Source organism: Biomaibacter acetigenes, from assembly GCF_003691585.1.
GTDB lineage: Bacteria > Bacillota > Thermosediminibacteria > Thermosediminibacterales > Tepidanaerobacteraceae > Biomaibacter > Biomaibacter acetigenes.
In genome coordinates this window covers 2,574,377-2,592,951 of the sequence record NZ_CP033169.1, presented here as the reverse complement: position 1 = coordinate 2,592,951, position 18,575 = coordinate 2,574,377, and the positions used below count along the sequence as shown (strand labels likewise).

Annotated in this window: 19 protein-coding genes and 3 pseudogenes; 18 read left to right on the top strand and 4 right to left on the bottom strand. The window is 41.0% G+C overall.

Features of this window, described 5'->3' with window-relative positions; all coding sequences use genetic code 11:
- Entirely contained in the window at nt 1-1,011 is a 1,011-nt protein-coding gene (locus D2962_RS13130) for a ferroxidase (protein WP_122015234.1), read from the top strand.
- A 35-nt stretch (nt 1,012-1,046) separates the two neighbouring features.
- Nucleotides 1,047-1,382, top strand: a complete 336-nt coding sequence (locus tag D2962_RS13125) for a YmaF family protein (protein ID WP_162991224.1) — start codon at nt 1,047-1,049, stop codon at nt 1,380-1,382.
- A gap of 32 nt (nt 1,383-1,414) precedes the next feature.
- Here D2962_RS13125 and D2962_RS17640 read toward each other — a convergent pair whose 3' ends face one another.
- Entirely contained in the window at nt 1,415-1,648 is a 234-nt protein-coding gene (locus tag D2962_RS17640) for a hypothetical protein (protein ID WP_162991016.1), read from the bottom strand.
- Between the two features lie 219 nt (nt 1,649-1,867).
- Between D2962_RS17640 and D2962_RS13120 the strand changes: the two genes are divergently transcribed.
- Nucleotides 1,868-2,224 (top strand): hypothetical protein, encoded by a 357-nt coding sequence (locus tag D2962_RS13120; protein WP_222927542.1) that lies wholly within the window; start codon nt 1,868-1,870, stop codon nt 2,222-2,224.
- Nucleotides 2,225-2,646: 422 nt separating this feature from the next.
- Entirely contained in the window at nt 2,647-3,282 is a 636-nt protein-coding gene (locus D2962_RS13115) for a lactate utilization protein (protein WP_122015232.1), read from the top strand.
- A gap of 35 nt (nt 3,283-3,317) precedes the next feature.
- Here the strand turns inward: D2962_RS13115 and D2962_RS13110 are convergent, their stop codons facing one another.
- A complete protein-coding gene (locus D2962_RS13110; RefSeq protein ID WP_122015231.1) occupies nt 3,318-3,719 on the bottom strand; it encodes a hypothetical protein in 402 nt (133 codons plus the stop codon).
- A gap of 66 nt (nt 3,720-3,785) precedes the next feature.
- Between D2962_RS13110 and D2962_RS13105 the strand changes: the two are divergent.
- The 11 genes and pseudogenes from D2962_RS13105 to D2962_RS13050 all read left to right on the top strand — a co-directional run.
- A pseudogene (locus D2962_RS13105) lies at nt 3,786-4,010 on the top strand (response regulator); the annotation flags it as partial.
- Between the two features lie 262 nt (nt 4,011-4,272).
- Nucleotides 4,273-4,728, top strand: coding sequence for a hypothetical protein (locus D2962_RS13100; protein ID WP_122015229.1), 456 nt, complete (start codon nt 4,273-4,275; stop codon nt 4,726-4,728).
- 24 nt (nt 4,729-4,752) lie between these two features.
- Complete coding sequence (locus D2962_RS13095; protein ID WP_162991223.1) at nt 4,753-6,963, top strand: PAS domain-containing sensor histidine kinase; 2,211 nt, start codon at nt 4,753-4,755, stop codon at nt 6,961-6,963.
- The gene (locus tag D2962_RS13090) at nt 6,960-8,288 is read left to right on the top strand and encodes a sigma-54-dependent transcriptional regulator (protein ID WP_122015227.1); all 1,329 of its coding nucleotides are present in this window, start codon (nt 6,960-6,962) and stop codon (nt 8,286-8,288) included. Before D2962_RS13095 ends, D2962_RS13090 begins: the two co-directional genes overlap by 4 nt.
- A gap of 284 nt (nt 8,289-8,572) precedes the next feature.
- Nucleotides 8,573-9,757 (top strand): CaiB/BaiF CoA transferase family protein, encoded by a 1,185-nt coding sequence (locus tag D2962_RS13085; RefSeq protein WP_122015226.1) that lies wholly within the window; start codon nt 8,573-8,575, stop codon nt 9,755-9,757.
- Between the two features lie 16 nt (nt 9,758-9,773).
- The gene (madL, locus tag D2962_RS13080) at nt 9,774-10,157 is read left to right on the top strand and encodes a malonate transporter subunit MadL (protein ID WP_122015225.1); all 384 of its coding nucleotides are present in this window, start codon (nt 9,774-9,776) and stop codon (nt 10,155-10,157) included.
- Between the two features lie 16 nt (nt 10,158-10,173).
- Nucleotides 10,174-10,938: a malonate transporter subunit MadM gene (gene madM / locus D2962_RS13075; RefSeq protein ID WP_122015224.1), complete on the top strand. Its 765-nt coding sequence runs from the start codon at nt 10,174-10,176 to the stop codon at nt 10,936-10,938.
- A 134-nt stretch (nt 10,939-11,072) separates the two neighbouring features.
- Nucleotides 11,073-12,626 carry an acyl-CoA carboxylase subunit beta gene (locus tag D2962_RS13070; protein ID WP_122015223.1) on the top strand — a complete coding sequence of 518 codons (1,554 nt, stop codon included), beginning with the start codon at nt 11,073-11,075 and terminating at the stop codon, nt 12,624-12,626.
- Between the two features lie 15 nt (nt 12,627-12,641).
- On the top strand, nt 12,642-12,812 hold the full coding sequence (locus D2962_RS13065; protein WP_122015222.1) for an OadG family protein: 171 nt from the start codon (nt 12,642-12,644) through the stop codon (nt 12,810-12,812).
- 325 nt (nt 12,813-13,137) lie between these two features.
- Nucleotides 13,138-13,548 (top strand): biotin/lipoyl-containing protein, encoded by a 411-nt coding sequence (locus D2962_RS13055; RefSeq protein WP_120769009.1) that lies wholly within the window; start codon nt 13,138-13,140, stop codon nt 13,546-13,548.
- 24 nt (nt 13,549-13,572) lie between these two features.
- Nucleotides 13,573-14,688 carry a sodium ion-translocating decarboxylase subunit beta gene (locus D2962_RS13050; protein WP_122015220.1) on the top strand — a complete coding sequence of 372 codons (1,116 nt, stop codon included), beginning with the start codon at nt 13,573-13,575 and terminating at the stop codon, nt 14,686-14,688.
- A gap of 1,039 nt (nt 14,689-15,727) precedes the next feature.
- On the opposite strand, the gene D2962_RS13045 is transcribed toward D2962_RS13050, so the two are convergent.
- Nucleotides 15,728-15,961: a hypothetical protein gene (locus tag D2962_RS13045; protein WP_122015219.1), complete on the bottom strand. Its 234-nt coding sequence runs from the start codon at nt 15,959-15,961 to the stop codon at nt 15,728-15,730.
- A 66-nt stretch (nt 15,962-16,027) separates the two neighbouring features.
- Between D2962_RS13045 and D2962_RS13040 the strand changes: the two are divergent.
- The 3 genes and pseudogenes from D2962_RS13040 to D2962_RS17635 all read left to right on the top strand — a co-directional run.
- A pseudogene (locus D2962_RS13040) lies at nt 16,028-16,238 on the top strand (response regulator); the annotation flags it as partial.
- Between the two features lie 130 nt (nt 16,239-16,368).
- Nucleotides 16,369-16,629, top strand: coding sequence for a hypothetical protein (locus tag D2962_RS13035; RefSeq protein ID WP_122015218.1), 261 nt, complete (start codon nt 16,369-16,371; stop codon nt 16,627-16,629).
- 69 nt (nt 16,630-16,698) lie between these two features.
- Nucleotides 16,699-16,839: a hypothetical protein gene (locus D2962_RS17635; protein WP_162991222.1), complete on the top strand. Its 141-nt coding sequence runs from the start codon at nt 16,699-16,701 to the stop codon at nt 16,837-16,839.
- A gap of 64 nt (nt 16,840-16,903) precedes the next feature.
- Here the strand turns inward: D2962_RS17635 and D2962_RS13030 are convergent.
- A pseudogene (locus tag D2962_RS13030) lies at nt 16,904-18,381 on the bottom strand (IS1182 family transposase).
- Between the last annotated feature and the right edge of the window lie 194 nt (nt 18,382-18,575).

Sequence of the window (18,575 nt, the reverse complement as noted above, 5' to 3'; positions counted from 1 at the left end):
ATGGCTACACTTTTTTTCAGTTTATGGGTGAAGAGAGGCACTGTAACATTAAATAATCAAAATATTCCTTTCTGGGGACTGGCTACGCTTGCTACTGGTCCCAGGCTCCCCGGCCCAACAATAAAGGCGAAAGTAAATGACAATATAAGGATTAGATTGAGTAATAGTTTTCTTAATATAAAACAGATAGGCGAACCGGTGGGGCTAATGTTTCCTGGTATAGAAGGAGTCATGGTTGAGGAATGGCCTGCTGGAAATTCAAGACCTGTTCAACCCCAATATATAAATGGCGAATTAGTAGCTTTTACAGACTATGTAGACAGGGGAAGTATTTTTTTGCCAAAGGGATTGATATATAAATTCCAGGCTAAAAAGCCCGGTATATATCTTTATGAAAGTGGAGTAAAGAGTGAAAAACAGATACAAATGGGTGTTTACGGCATTATCGTTATAAAACCGGTAGGATATAACATGCCAGGTCATAGTAACTATAAAACCGCTTATGGTGCGGGAACCAACTCGAATTATGATGTGGAAAAGGTATTGGTTATGGGTGAAATAGACACCACAATGCATGAGAATGTTGTGCCTGAAAAAAATTATAATATGCTGGATTTTAAACCAAATAATTGGATATTAAATGGTAGAGTTTATCCTCATACAATAGATAGCGACAACAATTCCAGTCAACCATATGGTTCCAGAATAAACTGCAGAGTAAATGACAGGGTCCTTTTAAGAATAGCAAATGCAGGATATGAGGCACATACTTTCTATTTCGGTGGGTTAACAGGAAGGATAATAGCAGAAGACAGTTATCCGCTGGTGTCAGCGGATTCGGATTTATCCTATGAAAAGAACGGGATAACTTTAGCCCCCGGTCAAACCGCCGATGTAATAATAATTCCAACTGCTAGAGGGGAATACATTTTGTATGATAGGGATTACAATCATATAGTTAATGAGGAGTCTTTTCCTGGAGGGATGATGACCAGTATGGTAGCTGGTTAAGTATTAGTCATTGAAAAATAAAAGGGGTGAGAGAATTGTCTGATTGCGTTGACCAGTTAAATGATAAAACAAGAGAACATGTTCATTCACATATAGGGGTTACGACCTTTGATGCTGGCCACAGTCATATGCATTTAGGTGTTACCGGCACCCCTATTCCTGCAAAGATATATTTTGAAAAACAACATTATCACGAAATAGCCGGAAAAACAACTTTTAATGATGGTCACTTTCACTTTTTAAAAGCTGATACAGGCCTATCAATACCATTGCAGAATGGATATCATACCCATTATTTTTCTTTTAGAACGAGCTTTAATGAAGGGCATGATCACAAAATTACAGGGTTTGTTGAAGCGACAAGAAGCTAATTACAACCCCCGACCTTAAACCGGGGGCCTCTTTATTCATAAAACTTTCTTATCATGGGAATAATATTATCCAGGAGGCGATTTTCATGAACGGAAAAACTACAAGTTGGGTAGTGACTGGTGTCGGTGCAGTTGTTACTGCCGTAGGGTATATGACAGGTGGAACAATCGGCGCCGGTATAACTGGCTTTGGCCTGGCGCATGTAGTTCTCGGCGTCCTGGATATGTTCAGGCCAACCGTTCGGCACTAATATTGTTGTTAGCAAAAAAATCCCCCGGTGAAAGGTGCCAGGCACTGGTGAAAGGTGTATGGCACTTTTTTAATGTACGCTGTATGGACTGAAGCTATATCTTTTTGTCGTCATTATGAAACTTTTTCTTATCCTTTCATTAACAAACTCTACTAAAATAGCTGGTCTATCATGCAACAATTTCTGTTATAAATCATATTATTTTATCAAAAGATAAAGAAAGGAGCGATTTCAATGACTGAACATACTGACCTGAACACATTTTTTGATAAACTTAAAGAGGGGCTACCCGAACAAAAAGACCCATCATTGGAAGGACTGGAGTCTGCCCTTAACAAAATGCAACTCAACGGAGACAAAAAAATCGGTATTGAGTTCGAATGTGGAGATTGTTGCAAAAAAGTCATAAACGGGGCCAAATTATTTTTCATCTTTAATTTTGCAGTTCTTCTTCCTGAGCCGGGCGACTGCCTCTTCTTGAAAGTTATCAGTGGTGGTAAGATCGCTGATAGAGAGACCATGAAGAAAATCATAATTCCCGCAAACCGTATTTGTTCTATTGAAATTGATCCTGAGCAAGAAGATAGCTAACTTTAAAAACCAAGCCAGGCATTACACGACAACAAAGGTTGTTGACTGGTATCAGGTCAACAATCTTTGTTGTAGCAACCATTCTTTGTCTGATTTTTCCTCTGGAGTCTGATAACAGCCTTGTTTGACAATTCCCGTTCCCCGGTCACAACCGGGGGCTTTTTCTTTTACGGAGAAAGCCTGCAGAGGTGAACAATTTCCAGGAGTTAAAGGGACCAAGGTGGGTAAAGTTTGTAAATCTTCCTTAATTTTTTATAATATGCGGATTCCCATCATAGTTTCCCAATAAGGAATCGGCAAGATGTATATAATGTAAGCAGGAAAAAGTAATTCGGTGTCGAATAGGTTAACAAGAAATTGGATGTGAACCGGTCCTTAAGCTTTGTAAAATATTTTAATGTCTTTATACGGGGAGGATATTTATGGACGTAAAATCCAAATTTTACGAGCAACGGTGCCAGAAAGCGGTTAAAGCTCTGATAAAAAACGGCTTTGATGCGATATATGTGCCTACCAGGGAAGAAGCTGTAAAAAAAGCCATCGATTTGGTGCCTGAAAATGCCAGCGTAGGGGTGGGCGGTTCCGTTACCATCCACGAATTGGGCATCGTGGATGCATTGAAGGAGAGGGGTCATGTGATTTTCGATCATTCTCCGTTGACTGATCCGGTAGAAAGAAATGCGACCCGAAAGAAGCAGCTCACCTGTGATGTTTTCTTTGCCAGCACCAACGCACTTTCACTGGACGGGAAGCTGGTCAATATAGATGGTACCGGCAATCGGGTGGCATCGATGATTTTCGGGCCGGGTCACGTGGTCCTGGTGGTGGGCGCCAACAAGATAACTGATGATCTGGATCAGGCCCTGCTCAGGGCAAAACAGGTAGCAGCACCTATGAACGCCATCAGATTGAACCGAAAGACGCCCTGCACGATCACCGGCCAGTGCAGCGGATGTCTCTCCGAGGACAAGATATGCAATGTAATAACCATCATCGAACACAGGCCCAGCATGACTCCTTTTACGGTAATAGTGGTCGGGGAGGAAATAGGGTATTAGGTGCCGGTCCCTCATTTAATAGCTGATGGGGGTAGTTAGTCCGGCTTGTATGTGATCTGGAACAATGCTTTTGAAACCGCATCAGCCTGTTCCTGTGTCAGCGTCCCATTATCGACAAGTTTTTGCAGAGGATCAGCCGTCGCACCTTTTTCCGGTTTTGATTCTTTCTTGCTTTCCAGATAGGCCTTGCGTTCTTCTTCGGTCATGCTTTTGACCTTTTCCATTTCGGCTTTTCTTTCGGCAGCTTTTTCTTCCATATAGGCCGTCATTTTATCTGCAATTTCCTGTGTGATGATACCCTGCTCCACAAGAGCTTTTGTGATGTCTTCCATGTTGTTTTTGAAATCGATCTTATCACCGACCTGTGCAGGCCCGAACATGCCCATTTTCATCAGGCCGCCCATCCTGCCGGGCATCATTTTGCCCGCCGCGCCCATCGCCGGCCTCTGAATGCCGGAAGTGGCGGTAGTGCTGCTATCCGCCAGTACGGCGCCGCCGGTTGTATTCTCCTTGACGTCATGCTTCCCGAGTTTGACGGCTGGACAGTATGCAGGGAGATAAGGAAGGTGTCGCAGGTGCCGATTATTATGCTGACCGCGAGAAGCGAAGATTTCGACGAAGTCCACGGGTTTGAAATAGGTGCCGACGATTATGTGAAAAAGCCCGTTAAGCCCACGGCTTTAATTGCCAGGATCAATGCTTTTTTTCGAAGGCTGGACAGGGGAAAGACCGAAAATAATGTATTAACCGGTTGAGAATAAAACTGGGGAAAAGGGCCGACGCCATTACTACAATCAGAGGATTCAACGCCCTTTTCAAAAAGAACTTTTTTATGAAGACACTAGGATTGAACAACTGAAACAAGAATACATAAGGTTAGATAAAACCTCTGCCATTGCCGATACGGTACTGAGCATAAAAATAAATGCAAAACAAACCAAATACCACATAGAATTTCAGACCTTAAACGACAGGACCATAGTAATCCGTATGATAGATTACGGATTTAGAATCGCAATAGATAACCTTGACTACAATAAAATTAAAGCAGGTGAAGAAATAACCGTAGAATTCCCATCACAAACCGTCATATTCCTAAAACGTAATGAATCGATTCCTGACGAATTAAAACTCTCGATAAAAATGCCATATACAGAGCAAATTATAAAATACATAGTACCGACCTTCAAAGTCTGGGAACATGATCCGCTTTTTAGTGAAGAGGTAAAGAATATAGAGCAGGAGGTGGATGAAATGGCAAAAATGATAATCGACCCCGAAATGTATAGGAGAGGATTAGAAGAAGGAATCGAGAAGGGAATTGAGAAAGGGATTGAAAAAGGAATTGAAAAAGTCAAAAGAATTCAGCCGCACACAAAGTGCGGCTTTTTGTTTAGAAAAGTTAAGAGGAGTTTTTCGTTTTATATAGAATATAAAAAACATTAAATGGGAAGCCAGAAGGATAGTAAAATGAAAAAAATTACTTATAGCCTAAAAATAAAAATACCATTTTTTATTGTCATTTTAACGATTCTTGCTGTTTGTGTAACCGGGGCTCTTTCTCTTATTATTGCGACAAAAAACACGCAAAAAGAAGTACTGGATAAAAATTTGCTAATTTCTCAAATGATATCCGAACGTATCTATCAATTTTTATCCGATGCTACAGAAACCGTAGTAACGGCAGCTAATATTTCGTCGCAGAGTAATGATAACTTTGAGCAAATAAAAAATGAAATATTTAGGATATATGATAATTTTGCATATTTTGATTTAATATTTTACATGAATTCTGAGGCTAGAATGCTGTTCGCAAAACCATCGAACGAGCATGTGAAGGACAGGACATATTTTGACAGGGATTATTTTAATGAAGTTATGAAAAACGGCAAACCCTTTGTGAGCCGGCTTTTGATTAGCAGTGTTTTGGGGAAACCACATTTCATCATTGCAGCTCCAGTTTTTGATAAATTTGGGAATGTACAGGGTCTAATAGGCGCAGGCATACCACTTGAGAAAATTGGAAGTATAGTAGAAGAAATACAGAGAAGATTCAACGGAAGGATATGGGTAACTGACAGGGATGGAGTGATTGCCGTCCATCCCGACAAAAAGCTTATTTTAAAATTAATGCCGTCACCGGAAGTTATGATGAATCTTGGGTCTTCCTCGAAAAAGCTGGTAGATATCATAAAAGATAAAAGTGAAGGGATTGGATATTACAAAGAAGGCAAAGATACAGTTTATGCGGCTATCAGTTTTGTTCCTAAAGTGAATTGGATGGTCATGGTGGAACAGTATGAAAAAGATGTTTTTGCTCAAACCCTGAATCTAAAAAGACAGCTGAAAAGCTCCATATATGTTATAATAATTATAGCTATTATTTCGGGCGTCTTTTTAGCAATGAGCATTACAAATCCCATAGAAAGACTGGTAATTAATGTCAGGAATATAGAGAAGGGCATATCCGATATAGAAAGCATACCGGTAAACAGTAAAGATGAAATCGGGGAATTGAGCAAAGCCTTTAACGATATGAGCATTCGACTAAAAAGTTATGTGAACGAATTACAAAATTCCTATATAAAGGTAAATAATATTCAACAATACTTAAATAACATTATAGAAAGTGCGGCCAGTGGGATCATTGTAATTGACAAAGAAAAAAATATAACGGTATTCAATAAGGAAGCAGAAAAAATTACAGGGTATAAAAGCAGCGATTTCACTAATACACACATTTTGAAATTTTGCGAGGTTACTAAACTTGATATCAACCTTACAGATAACCTCCATCAGAATATAGATGATGTGGAAACAAAATTGATAACAAAAAATAATGATGAAATTCCTATAAATGTTTCGCTATCGCCTGTAATAAATGAACAAGGCGAAATTTTGGGAACTATAATTCTTTTTAAAGACCTTTCCCGTATAAAGATGCTGGAAGAGGAGTTAAAAAGAGAAGACAGGATAAGGACTTTGGGAGAAATGTCGGCAAGCATTATCCATGAGATTGGAAATCCTCTAGCCGGTATTGCCAATCTACTTCAGGTGTTAAAAGAAAGCTGGCAAGATGATAAAACAAAAACTGAGATAATGAATATCCTGCAAGAAGAAGTTGGAAACCTTAATAAAATGGTGATAAATTTTTTGAATTTCAGCAAGTCCAGTAAACTGAATCCGGAGCCTACAAATATCATAGAATTGCTGGATGATATTTTGAATCTGGTAAAATCCGACGTAATTGCAAAAAAAATAATTGTAAACAGAAAAATAGACCCTTCTATTCCAATCGTTTATGTTGATCGGAGAACTATAAAACAATGCTTTTTAAATATATTGATAAATGCCATTCAGGCAGTAGGCCGGAGTGGCAGGATAGTTATAGAATGCAAAAACTTTGAGGCTTCATGTAATAACAATTCAAAGAAACTTGCTCGAATTAAAATCTCAGATAATGGGAATGGTATACCTCCGGAAAATATCGAAAAGATATTTTCGCCCTTCTTCACTACAAAAAAAGGTGGAACAGGTTTGGGTCTTGCTATAACTTATAAATTAGTAAAAGAAAACGGGGGCAAAATTGCAGTAAAAAGTGAAGTCGGCAAAGGGACTGAATTCGAAGTTCTGCTGCCTGCAGTTCCCTGCGGTGTTTCGGAAGCTGGTGAAAAAACATGAAAATATTGATTATCGATGATGAAAAAAGTATAAGGTTTTCTTTACAGATAAGCCTCGGTAAAATGGGACATGAAATATTTGTAGCGGAAACAGGCGAAGAAGGTCTAGAAGATTTTAGAAAATATAACCCTGAAATTGCCATTGTAGACATTAAACTCCCGGGAATCGACGGTATCCAAGTTTTACAAGAGATAAAAAAGTATAAGAAAGAGTGCCTTGTGATAATGATAACGTATCTTAGTGAAGTAAGGCTTGCGGTAGAAGCTATGAAAATGGGAGCATATGATTATTTCACAAAGCCCTTTGATCTGGATGAAATAAAAGATACCGTTAATCAGGCAGCCAATTATCTTATGATAAAGCGGCAGATTGAAAAAAGTGACAACAGTCTGAACACTGATTTAATCGGCAGGAGCAAGGCTATATCTGAAATAAAAGAGGTCATTAAGAAAATTTCAAATTTGAATTTCAGTACTACGGTTTTAATCATCGGAGAGAGCGGTACGGGAAAAGAAGTAATAGCAAGAGCCATACATTATAGCGGAGTAAGGGCTAAGAGACCATTTATAGCCTTAAACTGTGCGGCCATACCTAAAACGCTTCAGGAAAGCGAGCTTTTTGGCTATGAAAAAGGAGCTTTTTCAGATGCAAAAGTGTCAAAAAAAGGTATGATTGAAGAAGCCGATGGAGGCACATTGTTTTTGGATGAGATTGCCGATATGGACCTTAGTCTTCAGGCCAAGTTATTGAGGACAATACAGGAAAAAACTTTCCGGCGTCTTGGCAGCAATAAAGAAAAAACTTTTGATGCGCACATAGTTTGTGCCACAAACAAAGACTTGCTGAAGGAAATAAAAGAAGGCAGATTCCGGGAAGACCTTTTTTACCGATTAAATGTAGTTCCTATAAATATACCGCCTTTAAGAGAACGGATAGAGGATATCGAGCTTCTTGCGGTGGAATTTATAAAAATTTACAACAATAAACTGAACAAAAATGTCGCGGGAATTTCTTCAGGAGCTATAGAAATATTAAAAAGGTATAAATGGCCAGGTAACGTCCGGGAGATGAAAAATCTTATAGAAAGAGTCATGATATTTAAAGAAGATAGCACTGATATATGTGAAGATGATTTACCTTTGGAAATATTGACTCAAGATGTGGACGAAGATTACGATAAAAATTTAAATCTTGAAAACGTTGAAAGAGAAGCTATACTGACTTCGCTCGAAAAAAATTCCTGGAACATTTCAAGAACAGCCGAAGAATTGGGGATTTCACGTCTGACCCTTAGAAGAAAAATAAAAAGGTATAACATAAAATAGCGGAATTACAGCCATTTATATGGTGCTTACCCATACATATATAAATGATTGATATAGGAGTAGAGTGGTAACTTTTGAACTTAAAAGTTCAAAAGTTACCATTTTTTTTAACGTATTTTTGAGGAGTCCCAAGAAAAATAAGATTTTTAAATCGGTAGGAGACCAGGCATGCTTTTTGCACTGTTAAATCATTACTTATCAATAAGGGGGTGATGATTTCTTCTTAACGGTACCGTAGCCCAACATATGCTGAAGTAAAACAATTTTGTAAAGGAGGAGAGGATTTGAAACCGTTAGAAGGGATTAAGGTACTGGATCTATCCAGGGTATTGGCAGGTCCTTTTGCCACAATGGTTTTAGGGGACCTGGGGGCTGAGATTATAAAAATTGAAATTCCGGATGTTGGCGATGATTCCAGAAGTTTTGGCCCTTTTATAAAAGATGAAAGCGCTTATTTTATGAGCATTAACAGAAACAAAAAAAGCATGACATTAAACCTTAAGAAACCAGAAGGCGTAGATATATTAAAAAAATTGGTGAGGAAAGCAGACGTTATTGTGGAAAATTATAGGCCCGGTACCATGGAAAAGTTAGGAATAGGCTATAATGTTTTAAAAGAAATTAATCCAAAGATCATTTATGCTGCTTGTTCCGGATTCGGTCATACAGGTCCATACAGCCAGAGGCCGGCTTATGATGTGATAGTGCAGGGAATGGGAGGCATTATGAGTATTACCGGTCAGCCGGGCGGGCCTCCTACTAGAGTAGGCGCCTCCATTGGCGACATCACTGCAGCATTGTTTACAGCCATAGGTGTTCTTGCAGCACTGAATGTCCGCGAAAAAACAGGAAAGGGGCAAAAGGTAGATGTTGCTATGTTAGACTGCCAGGTAGCAATCCTGGAAAATGCCATCGCCAGATATTTTGTTAGTGGTAAGTCACCGGAACCCATCGGGAACAGACATCCTTCTATCACTCCATTTTCTTCATTTAAAACTAAAGATGGATTTGTAATTATAGCCATAGGCAATGACAACTTATGGGCCAAATTTTGTAGCGTAGTTGAAAGAACAGAGTTAATAGATGACACAAGATTTAAGACAAACCCTGACAGGACAAAGAATTGGAAAGAACTGGAACCAATTCTAAATGAGATATTTAGCGAAAAAACCACAGACGAGTGGCTGGAAGTTTTAGAAAAAGCCGGCATACCATGTGGCCCCATAAATGACGTTGAACGGGTGGTAAAAGACCCGCAGATAAAAGCAAGGGAAATGCTTGTAGAACTTGAACACCCCGTGGCCGGAAAAATGAAGGTTCCTGGGATACCTATTAAATTTTCAGAAACGCCGGGGCAGATTGAAAATCCCGCACCACTTCTAGGACAGCATACAGAAGAAATTTTAGCGGGTATGCTTGGTTTTAGCGATAATGAAATAGAAAATTTGAGAGCAAATAAAATAATTTAAAGGGAGAGGATATAGTATGGAAATTTACGGCCTCGGAATAATTGCCGTGTGTATGTTTGTCGGAAGTTTTTTAGGAAATATTCTGGGAAATTTATTGGGCGTTAAGGGAGATGTAGGCGGAGTAGGAATAGCAATGTTATTACTTGTATTGATAAGTAATTATGTGGAATCTAAAGGTAAGCCTTTTCCTGAAAAGACCAGCAAGGGTATAGAGTTTGTAAGTTTTCTATACATACCTATAGTTGTGGCTATGGCTTCCATCCAAAATGTTGTGGCAGCTTTTAAAGGTGGTGCCGTAGCATTTTTAGCTGGAGGCCTTGCAACAATAGGTTCGATGTTGTTGATACCACTTATATCAAGAATAGGTGCGTCGGAAAAAAATTATAACATAACAAAATGAAAGGAGATGGCATATTATGGTAATAAACATTATAAGCGAATTTTTTAAGTCAAACGGCCTGGTGGGTGCTATAGGTATTATTGCTCTTGTGATGTATGTGGCATATTACATTGCAAATTCAATAGGCCAGAAAAGGATGGGCTCCGCCTTTGCTATAATAATAGGTCTCGTTTTGGCCTATATAGCAGGAAAATATACCGGAGGGAAAAAAGGCCTTGCTGATATAAAGCTTTTTGCCGGTGTAGGCTTATTGGGAGGCGGGATGCTGAGAGACTATGCCATTATTTCAACCGCTTATGGAGTTAAAGTTGAGAATCTGAAGAAGGCTGGTTTAGTAGGAATTTTCTCATTGATTGTTGGTGTCCTGTTTTCTTTTATAATAGGTGTGATAATTGCAGTACTCTTAGGTTTTAAGAATGCTGTTGATATAACAACAATCGGTGCAGGTGCTGTAACATTTATAGTTGGGCCAGTAACTGGAAGCGCTCTGGGGGCAAGTTCTGAGGTAATTGCTCTTTCAATAGCGGCCGGTGTGGTAAAGTCGGTACTGACGATGATAATTACACCGATAATTGCACCGAAAATCGGCTTAAACAATCCTACTGCCGCTATGGTTTATGGAGGTCTTCTTGGTACCACAAGTGGAGTTGCCGGTGGACTTGCTGCTACTGACCCAAAACTTGTTCCGTATGGTGCGCTTACAGCTACTTTTTATACCGGTCTTGGTACTCTCATTGTACCTTCAATAGGATTTTTATTAGTCAAAATAATATTCGGTTAAAATATTCAGAAGGTATCAATAATGCGATAAAAAATTCAAAATGTGTGGTTAGATAATAAATTTAACGTATGCCAAATAATAATTGGCTTATTTTTTTGATAATACCAGTGTAAATATTTTAGTGGAGGAATATTATGTCAAAGATTGATAAATTGCTAAATGAATTAAATAACAAGATAAACTTTATCCAGCAGGGCGGCGGTGAAAAACGCATAGCAAAACAGCACGAAAGCGGCAAGCTCACCGCCCGGGAAAGAATCCAAAAACTCCTTGACGAAGGAAGCTTCGTCGAAATCGACGCCTTTGTAGAACACCGCTGCATCCAGTTTGACATGGCAGAAACTAAAGCCCCGGGTGAAGGCGTAGTCACCGGCTACGGCACCATAAACGGCAGGCTGGTCTTCATATTTGCCCAGGACTTTACCGTCATCGGCGGGTCCCTGGGAGAAATGCACGCCGCCAAAATAGTAAAAGTCATGGACATGGCTATGAAAATGGGAACTCCTTTAATAGGATTAAATGATTCCGGCGGCGCCAGAATACAGGAAGGCGTGGATGCGCTGAAAGGCTATGGAGAAATCTTTTACAGGAACACCCTCGCATCCGGAGTAATACCTCAAATTTCGGTCATCCTGGGCCCCTGCGCCGGAGGAGCCGTATATTCCCCAGCGCTCACCGACTTTGTATTCATGGTCTCCGGCACAAGCAAAATGTTCATCACCGGCCCACAGGTAATCAAAGCCGTAACCGGAGAGGAAGTCAGCCCCGAAGACCTGGGCGGGGCAAAAGCCCACAACCAGAAAAGCGGTGTCGCCCACTTCATGAGCCAAAACGAAGAAGAGTGCTTTGACCAGATAAAAAAACTGCTGTCATACATACCATCCAACAACCTGGAAGATGCACCCTTCAAAGAAACGGGAGACAGCCCTGTAAAGATACTACCGGAACTTGACAATATAGTGCCCGTCGACCCAAACAAACCCTATGACATGAAAGAAATAATCAAAATGGTGGTGGATGAAGGCGATTTCTTCGAAGTACAGCCCCTTTATGCCCAAAACATGATAACGGGCTTTGCGAGACTATCCGGCCACAGCGTCGGAATCCTGGCAAATCAACCCAGAGCTCTGGCAGGTTGCCTTGACATAAATGCCTCCGACAAAGCAGCAAGATTCATCCGATTCTGCGATGCCTTCAACATACCCCTGATAACCTTCACCGACACCCCCGGCTACCTTCCCGGAGTAGCCCAGGAACATGGAGGAATAATCCGCCACGGGGCAAAGCTGCTCTATGCCTATTCCGAAGCCACCGTCCCGAAGATAACCGTCATCACCCGCAAAGCATACGGAGGAGCATATATAGCCATGTGCTCAAGGCACCTCGGAGCAGACCAGGTCTTTGCATGGCCCACAGCAGAAATAGCAGTCATGGGCCCCGAAGGAGCGGCCAATATCATATTCAGAAAAGAAATAGAAGAATCCAGCGACCAGATAGCCACGAGAAATGAAAAAATAGAAGAATACAGGGATAAATTCGCCAACCCCTATCAAGCCGCAGCAAGAGGCTACGTGGACGATGTAATAGAACCATCCGCCACCAGAGTAAAACTCATTTCCGCCCTGGAAATGCTGATGTCAAAACGCGAAACAAGACCTGCCAAAAAGCATGGCAACATTCCGGTATAAAAGAGGTGAACCAGATTGAATAGTATTGCACAGGACCTCATGGAATCACTAAAAACAGGATTACTGGGCATGGGCATAGTAATGGTAGCCCTGTATAGTCTCTCTTTAATTCTGGATCTTATGAGATATATATTCTATCCCCAGGCAAGACAGGTAAAAAAAATGAAAAAACTGGAGAACCAGTAGAAGAAATAAAACAACCGGAACCACCCCATGAACAGGATAACCGGGAACTGGTAGCAGTAATTACTGCAGCATTGAGTGAATACCTGCAAAAACCCATAACACATATCAGAATAGGTTCCATACGCCAGATTCACAAAACTACTCCCGAATGGGGAAGGGCAGCAAGATACGAAAATGTATACAACAATCTTTAATCAATTTTAAAATGTGTATGAAAGCAAAGATATTCCTTAATATAGGGCTTTCCATAGCACATTTCAAAAAAGCTACCGCTGTCAATTAAAATATAATAATGAAAGCTTTTTTATGAAAGGAGATAAAAACTATGAAGAAATATAAAATAACCGTAAATGGCCAGACTTATGAAGTAGAAGTTGAAGAGATAGGTGGTACCGGGCTGGTTAAAGAGGAGACACCTGCGCCTGTGGCCACAACAGAAAAGCCAAAAGAAGCGCCGAAACAGGAAACTCCAAAGCCAGCACCTGCTACCGCACCGGCACCCAAAAAAGCTGCACCTGCCGGTAAGGCAACAATCACTGCCCCAATGCCCGGAACCATACTTTCCGTAAAAGTAAAAGAAGGCTCAAAAGTATCAAAAGGCGATGTAATAATGATATTGGAAGCCATGAAAATGGAAAACGAAATCCTTGCTCCCCAGGATGGAATTATATCTTCCATAGACGTATCCGAAGGAGCATCCGTAAATACCGGCGATATACTGGCTACCATGGAATAAATAATTAAACGGGAGTGGAGAGCCTTGCTAGACCAAATAATAAATTTCATTAAAACCACCGGATTTGTAAATATAACCATCCAACAATCAATAATGCTATTAATATCCTGTATCCTGCTTTACCTTGCCATAGTAAAAAAATATGAACCGCTGCTTCTGGTGCCCATAAGCTTCGGCATGCTCCTGGCCAACATCCCTCTGGCCAACCTCATGCAAAAAGGAGGATTTCTGTACTGGATATACCAGGGCGTAGAACTTGATATTTACCCACCCCTCATCTTTTTGGGAGTAGGTGCCATGACCGATTTCGGCCCCCTCATCGCCTACCCCAAGAGCCTGCTTCTTGGAGCCGCCGCCCAGTTTGGCGTATTTACCACATTCCTGGGAGCAACACTATTGGGGTTTAACTTCAAAGAGGCAGCATCCATAGGAATAATAGGCGGAGCCGATGGCCCTACCGCCATATTCCTTTCAAGCAAACTTGCCCCCCACCTGCTGGGAGCCATAGCCGTATCGGCATATTCATACATGGCCCTGGTACCCATAATACAGCCTCCCATCATGCGCCTTTTAACCACCAAAAAAGAGCGCATGGTAACCATGGAACAATTAAGACCCGTTTCCAAAACCGAAAAGATAATATTCCCCATAATAGTTACAATTCTTGCCAGCTTCCTGGTCCCGCCGGCTACCGCACTAATAGGCTGCCTCATGCTGGGAAATCTCTTTAGAGAATGCGGAGTCGTTGAGAGACTCTCAAAGACTGCCCAGAATGAGCTTATCAACATCATCACCATATTCCTGGGCACCACCGTCGGAGCTACAGCCAGTGCCGAAAACTTCCTGAGAATACAAACCATTGAAATACTGCTCTTAGGTCTTGCAGCCTTTGCCATGGGGACGGCAGGCGGAGTGCTTCTGGGAAAACTCATGTATGTATTATCCGGAGGGAAAGTAAACCCCTTGATCGGTTCTGCCGGAGTTTCGGCAGTGCCTATGGCTGCCCGGGTTTCCCAGGTTGTAGCCCAGAAAGATAAGCCCGGCAACTTCATACTGATGCACGCCATGGGTCCCAATGTGGCGGGGGTTATAGGGACTGCCATAGTGGCAGGAGTTTTGCTGTCGCTGTATAGCGGTTGATAAGTTGAAGCAATTGAAGATTTCGATGTAAAAAGTCGCCCTCCTGCCGAGAGATGGCCCGGCACCTCCGCTCAGCATGCCGCTCTATAGTTTAGCCCTGCGCTTTGTGGAGATTCGCCGGTAATTCGGCGTCCTGCCTCAATGCCGGCCAGCGGGAATCCGTGCCAGCTGCCTACACTACGCTGGTTCTAAACTTAAGAGCGGCGACGGCTTCACTAAAACGGTGCTTTTGGTCATCTCCCGGCAGAGAAAATAGTTTTTACATCCGAATCATTAAATGCCAGCGACATGGCCCCCCCTGGGTCTGTTGCTGGCAGATTTTGTCTAGAACCCTATTAATTTCTGAGCATTTGATAGTCAACAGCGGATTAAAATGACCCATTATCAACGGTTTTAAATTGACCCACCCTGGCTTTTTTAAAATTAAGCACTGGTATTTGGGGGCCGGCATACTGATTTTTGGCATAAACTGTAGTTCTTGAACGGAAACGCTTTTCATGGGTCGCTATCACCTTCCCGTTCGCCAGGGGGTGGGTCAATTCCTTTTCGTTGCTCCTGAAAAATTTACATCGGCGGTGACACCACTCAAACATTACAGGGTAAAATGCTTGATTTTCTTGGACTCCATACAGCTCCTATAGCAGAAGTGATGCCTACAGAATTACCATACATTGAAGCAAGAAGGATTAATGAAGATTACATATTCAGACTTCAGAATGATACCTTGCTGCACCTTGAATATCAGTCAACATAGCTTTAGATGATATAGTCAGATTTATGATATATGATGCCAGGTTGTACGAGCAATATAAAAGGACTATAAATACAGCTATTAAATGCTGGGGAGATATAGATACTTCTGATATAGGCAAAATTGATGCTGGATCTAAAACCTATAAAACCGATATAATAAGAGTAAAGGTAGAAGACCCATAAAAAATCCTTATAGAAGAAGAAAGTAAGATACAAAAAAATGCTGATCCTAACATAGCTAGAATAGTATTCTTGTTTTCAAAGTACGCCTTGCACTCTTCTTCCGTCATATTTTGGACTTTTTCCATTTCGGCTTTCTTTCGGCAGCTTTTTCTTCCATATAGGCCGTCATTTTATCTGCAATTTCCTGTGTGATGATACCCTGCTCCACAAGAGCTTTTGTGATATCTTCCATGTTGTTTTTGAAATCGATCTTATCACCGACCTGTGCAGGCCCGAACATGCCCATTTTCATCAGGCCGCCCATCCTGCCGGGCATCATTTTGCCCGCCACATCCATCGCCGGTCTCTGAATGCCGGAAGTGGCGGTAGTGCTGCTATCCGCCAGTACGGCGCCGCCGGTTGTATTCTCCTTGACGTCATGCTTCCCGAGTTTGACGGCTGGACAGTATGCAGGGAGATAAGGAAGGTGTCGCAGGTGCCGATTATTATGCTGACCGCGAGAAGCGAAGATTTCGACGAAGTCCACGGGTTTGAAATAGGTGCCGACGATTATGTGAAAAAGCCCGTTAAGCCCACGGCTTTAATCGCCAGGATCAATGCTTTTTTTCGAAGGCTGGACTATCTTATCAAAAGGATTCGCGCCGGACATCCCACTTATGTGCAACAAAAAAACGTTATAATAAAATATTTTACTTCATAGATTATATTAAAGTATTATTACAGTGAATAAAGGGGGGAACTTTATTGCGTCTAATAATTGAACTTTCAGAAAGAGATAAAGAGAAACTTTTAACTCCTGTAGCTGGCTCCGGTGGTTTTCAAAGTCTTTTAAGAAACCTACAACATGGTATCCATGGTAATGAATTAGTATTAACTGTCGATCAAATAAAGCATGTTATTGATTATGTTAAAAAATATGGTTCTGGAGGGTTTCAAAGTAGAATGGAAGGTATTATTGAAGAAATAAATAGCCTTTTAAATGCTCTCGGGATTGATCCGATTTGAAGTTAAGCTACGGAAACCCTACAGCTTTTTAGAGAAGAAGTCAGGGATATGGAGCAGGAGGTGAATGAAATGGCGAAGATGATAATCGATCCCGAGATATACAAAAGAGGAATTGAAAAAGGCAAAACAATCATCAGTCAAGAGGTTAGGAGAAGAAGATTTAAAGTAATTTTAAGGTGCTTGAGCACCAAATCCAACGAGAATGTCTAAAGTTTTGTGTAAAAATGCGCTGCAGTTATAAGACTGCAGCTCAGCTTGTAGACAAAAACCGCTTTTAGAACGCACAACCTAAAAGCGGTTTTTTATTTGAAGCAAAAAATTTTAAAATCATAAAGAAAAATGAATGCAAAGCAGGGGCTGCCGGTGGAAACATCCCACGTTTTCTCTTCCACATGGCCAGCTTTTTTAAATTCATGCATGCGAAAAGAAGCGTGAGATAATGTCCTACTTTGCTCAAGCCTCTTAGATTCGTATAACGCATACCATGCTTTTCTTTGGCATCGGCAAATACCCGCTCGATGGTCTGGCAGCGCATCTTGTATAATTCTTTGCCTAATTCGGTGTGCCTTATATCTTCTGCTATTTCCACATAGTGCTCCCATATGTGCCGGGTTACCACTTTCGTGTAGTTTTTGCTCTGTGTGCATCTCAAACGCATGGGGCATTCCCGGCATATTTGTGGATCGCTCTTGTATTCCCGGTATCCTGACCGGTTGGTGGTGCTGTATTTTAATACTTGGTTGTTAGGGCATATGTAGCAGTCATAATATTCGTCATATACGTATTCTCTCTTTTTAAAGTAGCCATCTTTGGTCATTGGCCTTTATATGGCATGACAGGAAGTATTTCCGCTTCAATGATTTCTCTGCATATGCCGGGGGTCTTGTAGCCTGCATCAACCACTACTGCTTTTATTTCGGGAAATTTATCGTTTACTTCTTGAAAAAGATCGGAGAATACCTGGCTGTCGTGTACATTTCCAGGTGCTATTTTGAAGCCAAGGATGAAGTTGTTGCGGTCGCAGGCTACAGAAGCCGTGTAGGCAAAGCAGCGCTCTTTTTCTCCTTTTTGGAATATGCCGCTTTCAGGATCGGTGGTGCTTATCTTTACTCGTTTTCCGTTGGTGGAGCTGTTTCCTCCTTCGGCATCGCCGCTAGCTTCATCGTCATCTTCTTCAAACGGTTCTTTGCCGTTGGCTTCTCTTTCGGCGTTGATTTCTTTTAAAAGTTCTTTCTTGTATTTTTGTACCTGCTTTTTTGCAACTTTCTCTATGTATTTATTCTTATTGGCACTGGCTTTTATGTGGGTGGCATCGATAAATACCGCGTCTTCTTTGATAAACCCGCACTCTATGGCTTCTTTTAATATTCGTTCGAATATCTTTTCAAATAGATCGCTTTCTTTAAACCGCCGTTCATAGTTTTTTCCAAAAGTCGAGAAGTGAGGTATTTTTTCTTGGAGCCCATATCCTAGAAACCAGCGGTAAGCCATATTGACTTCTGCTTCTTTGATGGTTTGGCGCATAGAGCGGATTCCATACAGTGCTTGGAGCATGAGCAGTTTTATTAATACCACTGGATCAATGCTGGGTCTGCCTGTATTTTCGCTGTATAGGTCTTTTACTTCGTTATATATGAAGTTAAAGTTGATGCTTTCTTCTATTGTCCTGAGGAGATGGTCTTTAGGTACTAAGCTATCAATGCTTACTAATTCTATCTGCTCTATTATTTCTCGTCTTTTCTTCGTTAACATTTCATCGCCCCACCGTATGTTTTTATTTCTTTAATTTTACTATAAAAATGATCATTTTTATACCCTTTTTACAAAAAAGACTGTCGACAGCTACTTTGTCGACAGTCTGCGCTGCAGTTATAAGACTGCAGCTTTTCTTATTGTTTTTTTCGGCCTCATTTTAATATGTAGGTCTTATATATTCCAAGAAAATG

What these genes read in the sequence shown, in the direction of transcription:
- D2962_RS13130 (WP_122015234.1), top strand. Translation starts at nt 1, where the DNA reads ATGGCTACACTTTTTTTCAGTTTATGGGTGAAGAGAGGCACTGTAACA.
- D2962_RS13120 (WP_222927542.1), top strand. Translation starts at nt 1,868, where the DNA reads ATGACTGAACATACTGACCTGAACACATTTTTTGATAAACTTAAAGAG.
- D2962_RS13115 (WP_122015232.1), top strand. Translation starts at nt 2,647, where the DNA reads ATGGACGTAAAATCCAAATTTTACGAGCAACGGTGCCAGAAAGCGGTT.
- D2962_RS13110 (WP_122015231.1), bottom strand. Translation starts at nt 3,719, where the DNA reads ATGGGCGCGGCGGGCAAAATGATGCCCGGCAGGATGGGCGGCCTGATG.
- D2962_RS13100 (WP_122015229.1), top strand. Translation starts at nt 4,273, where the DNA reads ATGATAGATTACGGATTTAGAATCGCAATAGATAACCTTGACTACAAT.
- D2962_RS13095 (WP_162991223.1), top strand. Translation starts at nt 4,753, where the DNA reads ATGAAAAAAATTACTTATAGCCTAAAAATAAAAATACCATTTTTTATT.
- D2962_RS13090 (WP_122015227.1), top strand. Translation starts at nt 6,960, where the DNA reads ATGAAAATATTGATTATCGATGATGAAAAAAGTATAAGGTTTTCTTTA.
- madL (WP_122015225.1), top strand. Translation starts at nt 9,774, where the DNA reads ATGGAAATTTACGGCCTCGGAATAATTGCCGTGTGTATGTTTGTCGGA.
- madM (WP_122015224.1), top strand. Translation starts at nt 10,174, where the DNA reads ATGGTAATAAACATTATAAGCGAATTTTTTAAGTCAAACGGCCTGGTG.
- D2962_RS13070 (WP_122015223.1), top strand. Translation starts at nt 11,073, where the DNA reads ATGTCAAAGATTGATAAATTGCTAAATGAATTAAATAACAAGATAAAC.
- D2962_RS13055 (WP_120769009.1), top strand. Translation starts at nt 13,138, where the DNA reads ATGAAGAAATATAAAATAACCGTAAATGGCCAGACTTATGAAGTAGAA.
- D2962_RS13045 (WP_122015219.1), bottom strand. Translation starts at nt 15,961, where the DNA reads ATGGATGTGGCGGGCAAAATGATGCCCGGCAGGATGGGCGGCCTGATG.
- D2962_RS17635 (WP_162991222.1), top strand. Translation starts at nt 16,699, where the DNA reads ATGGCGAAGATGATAATCGATCCCGAGATATACAAAAGAGGAATTGAA.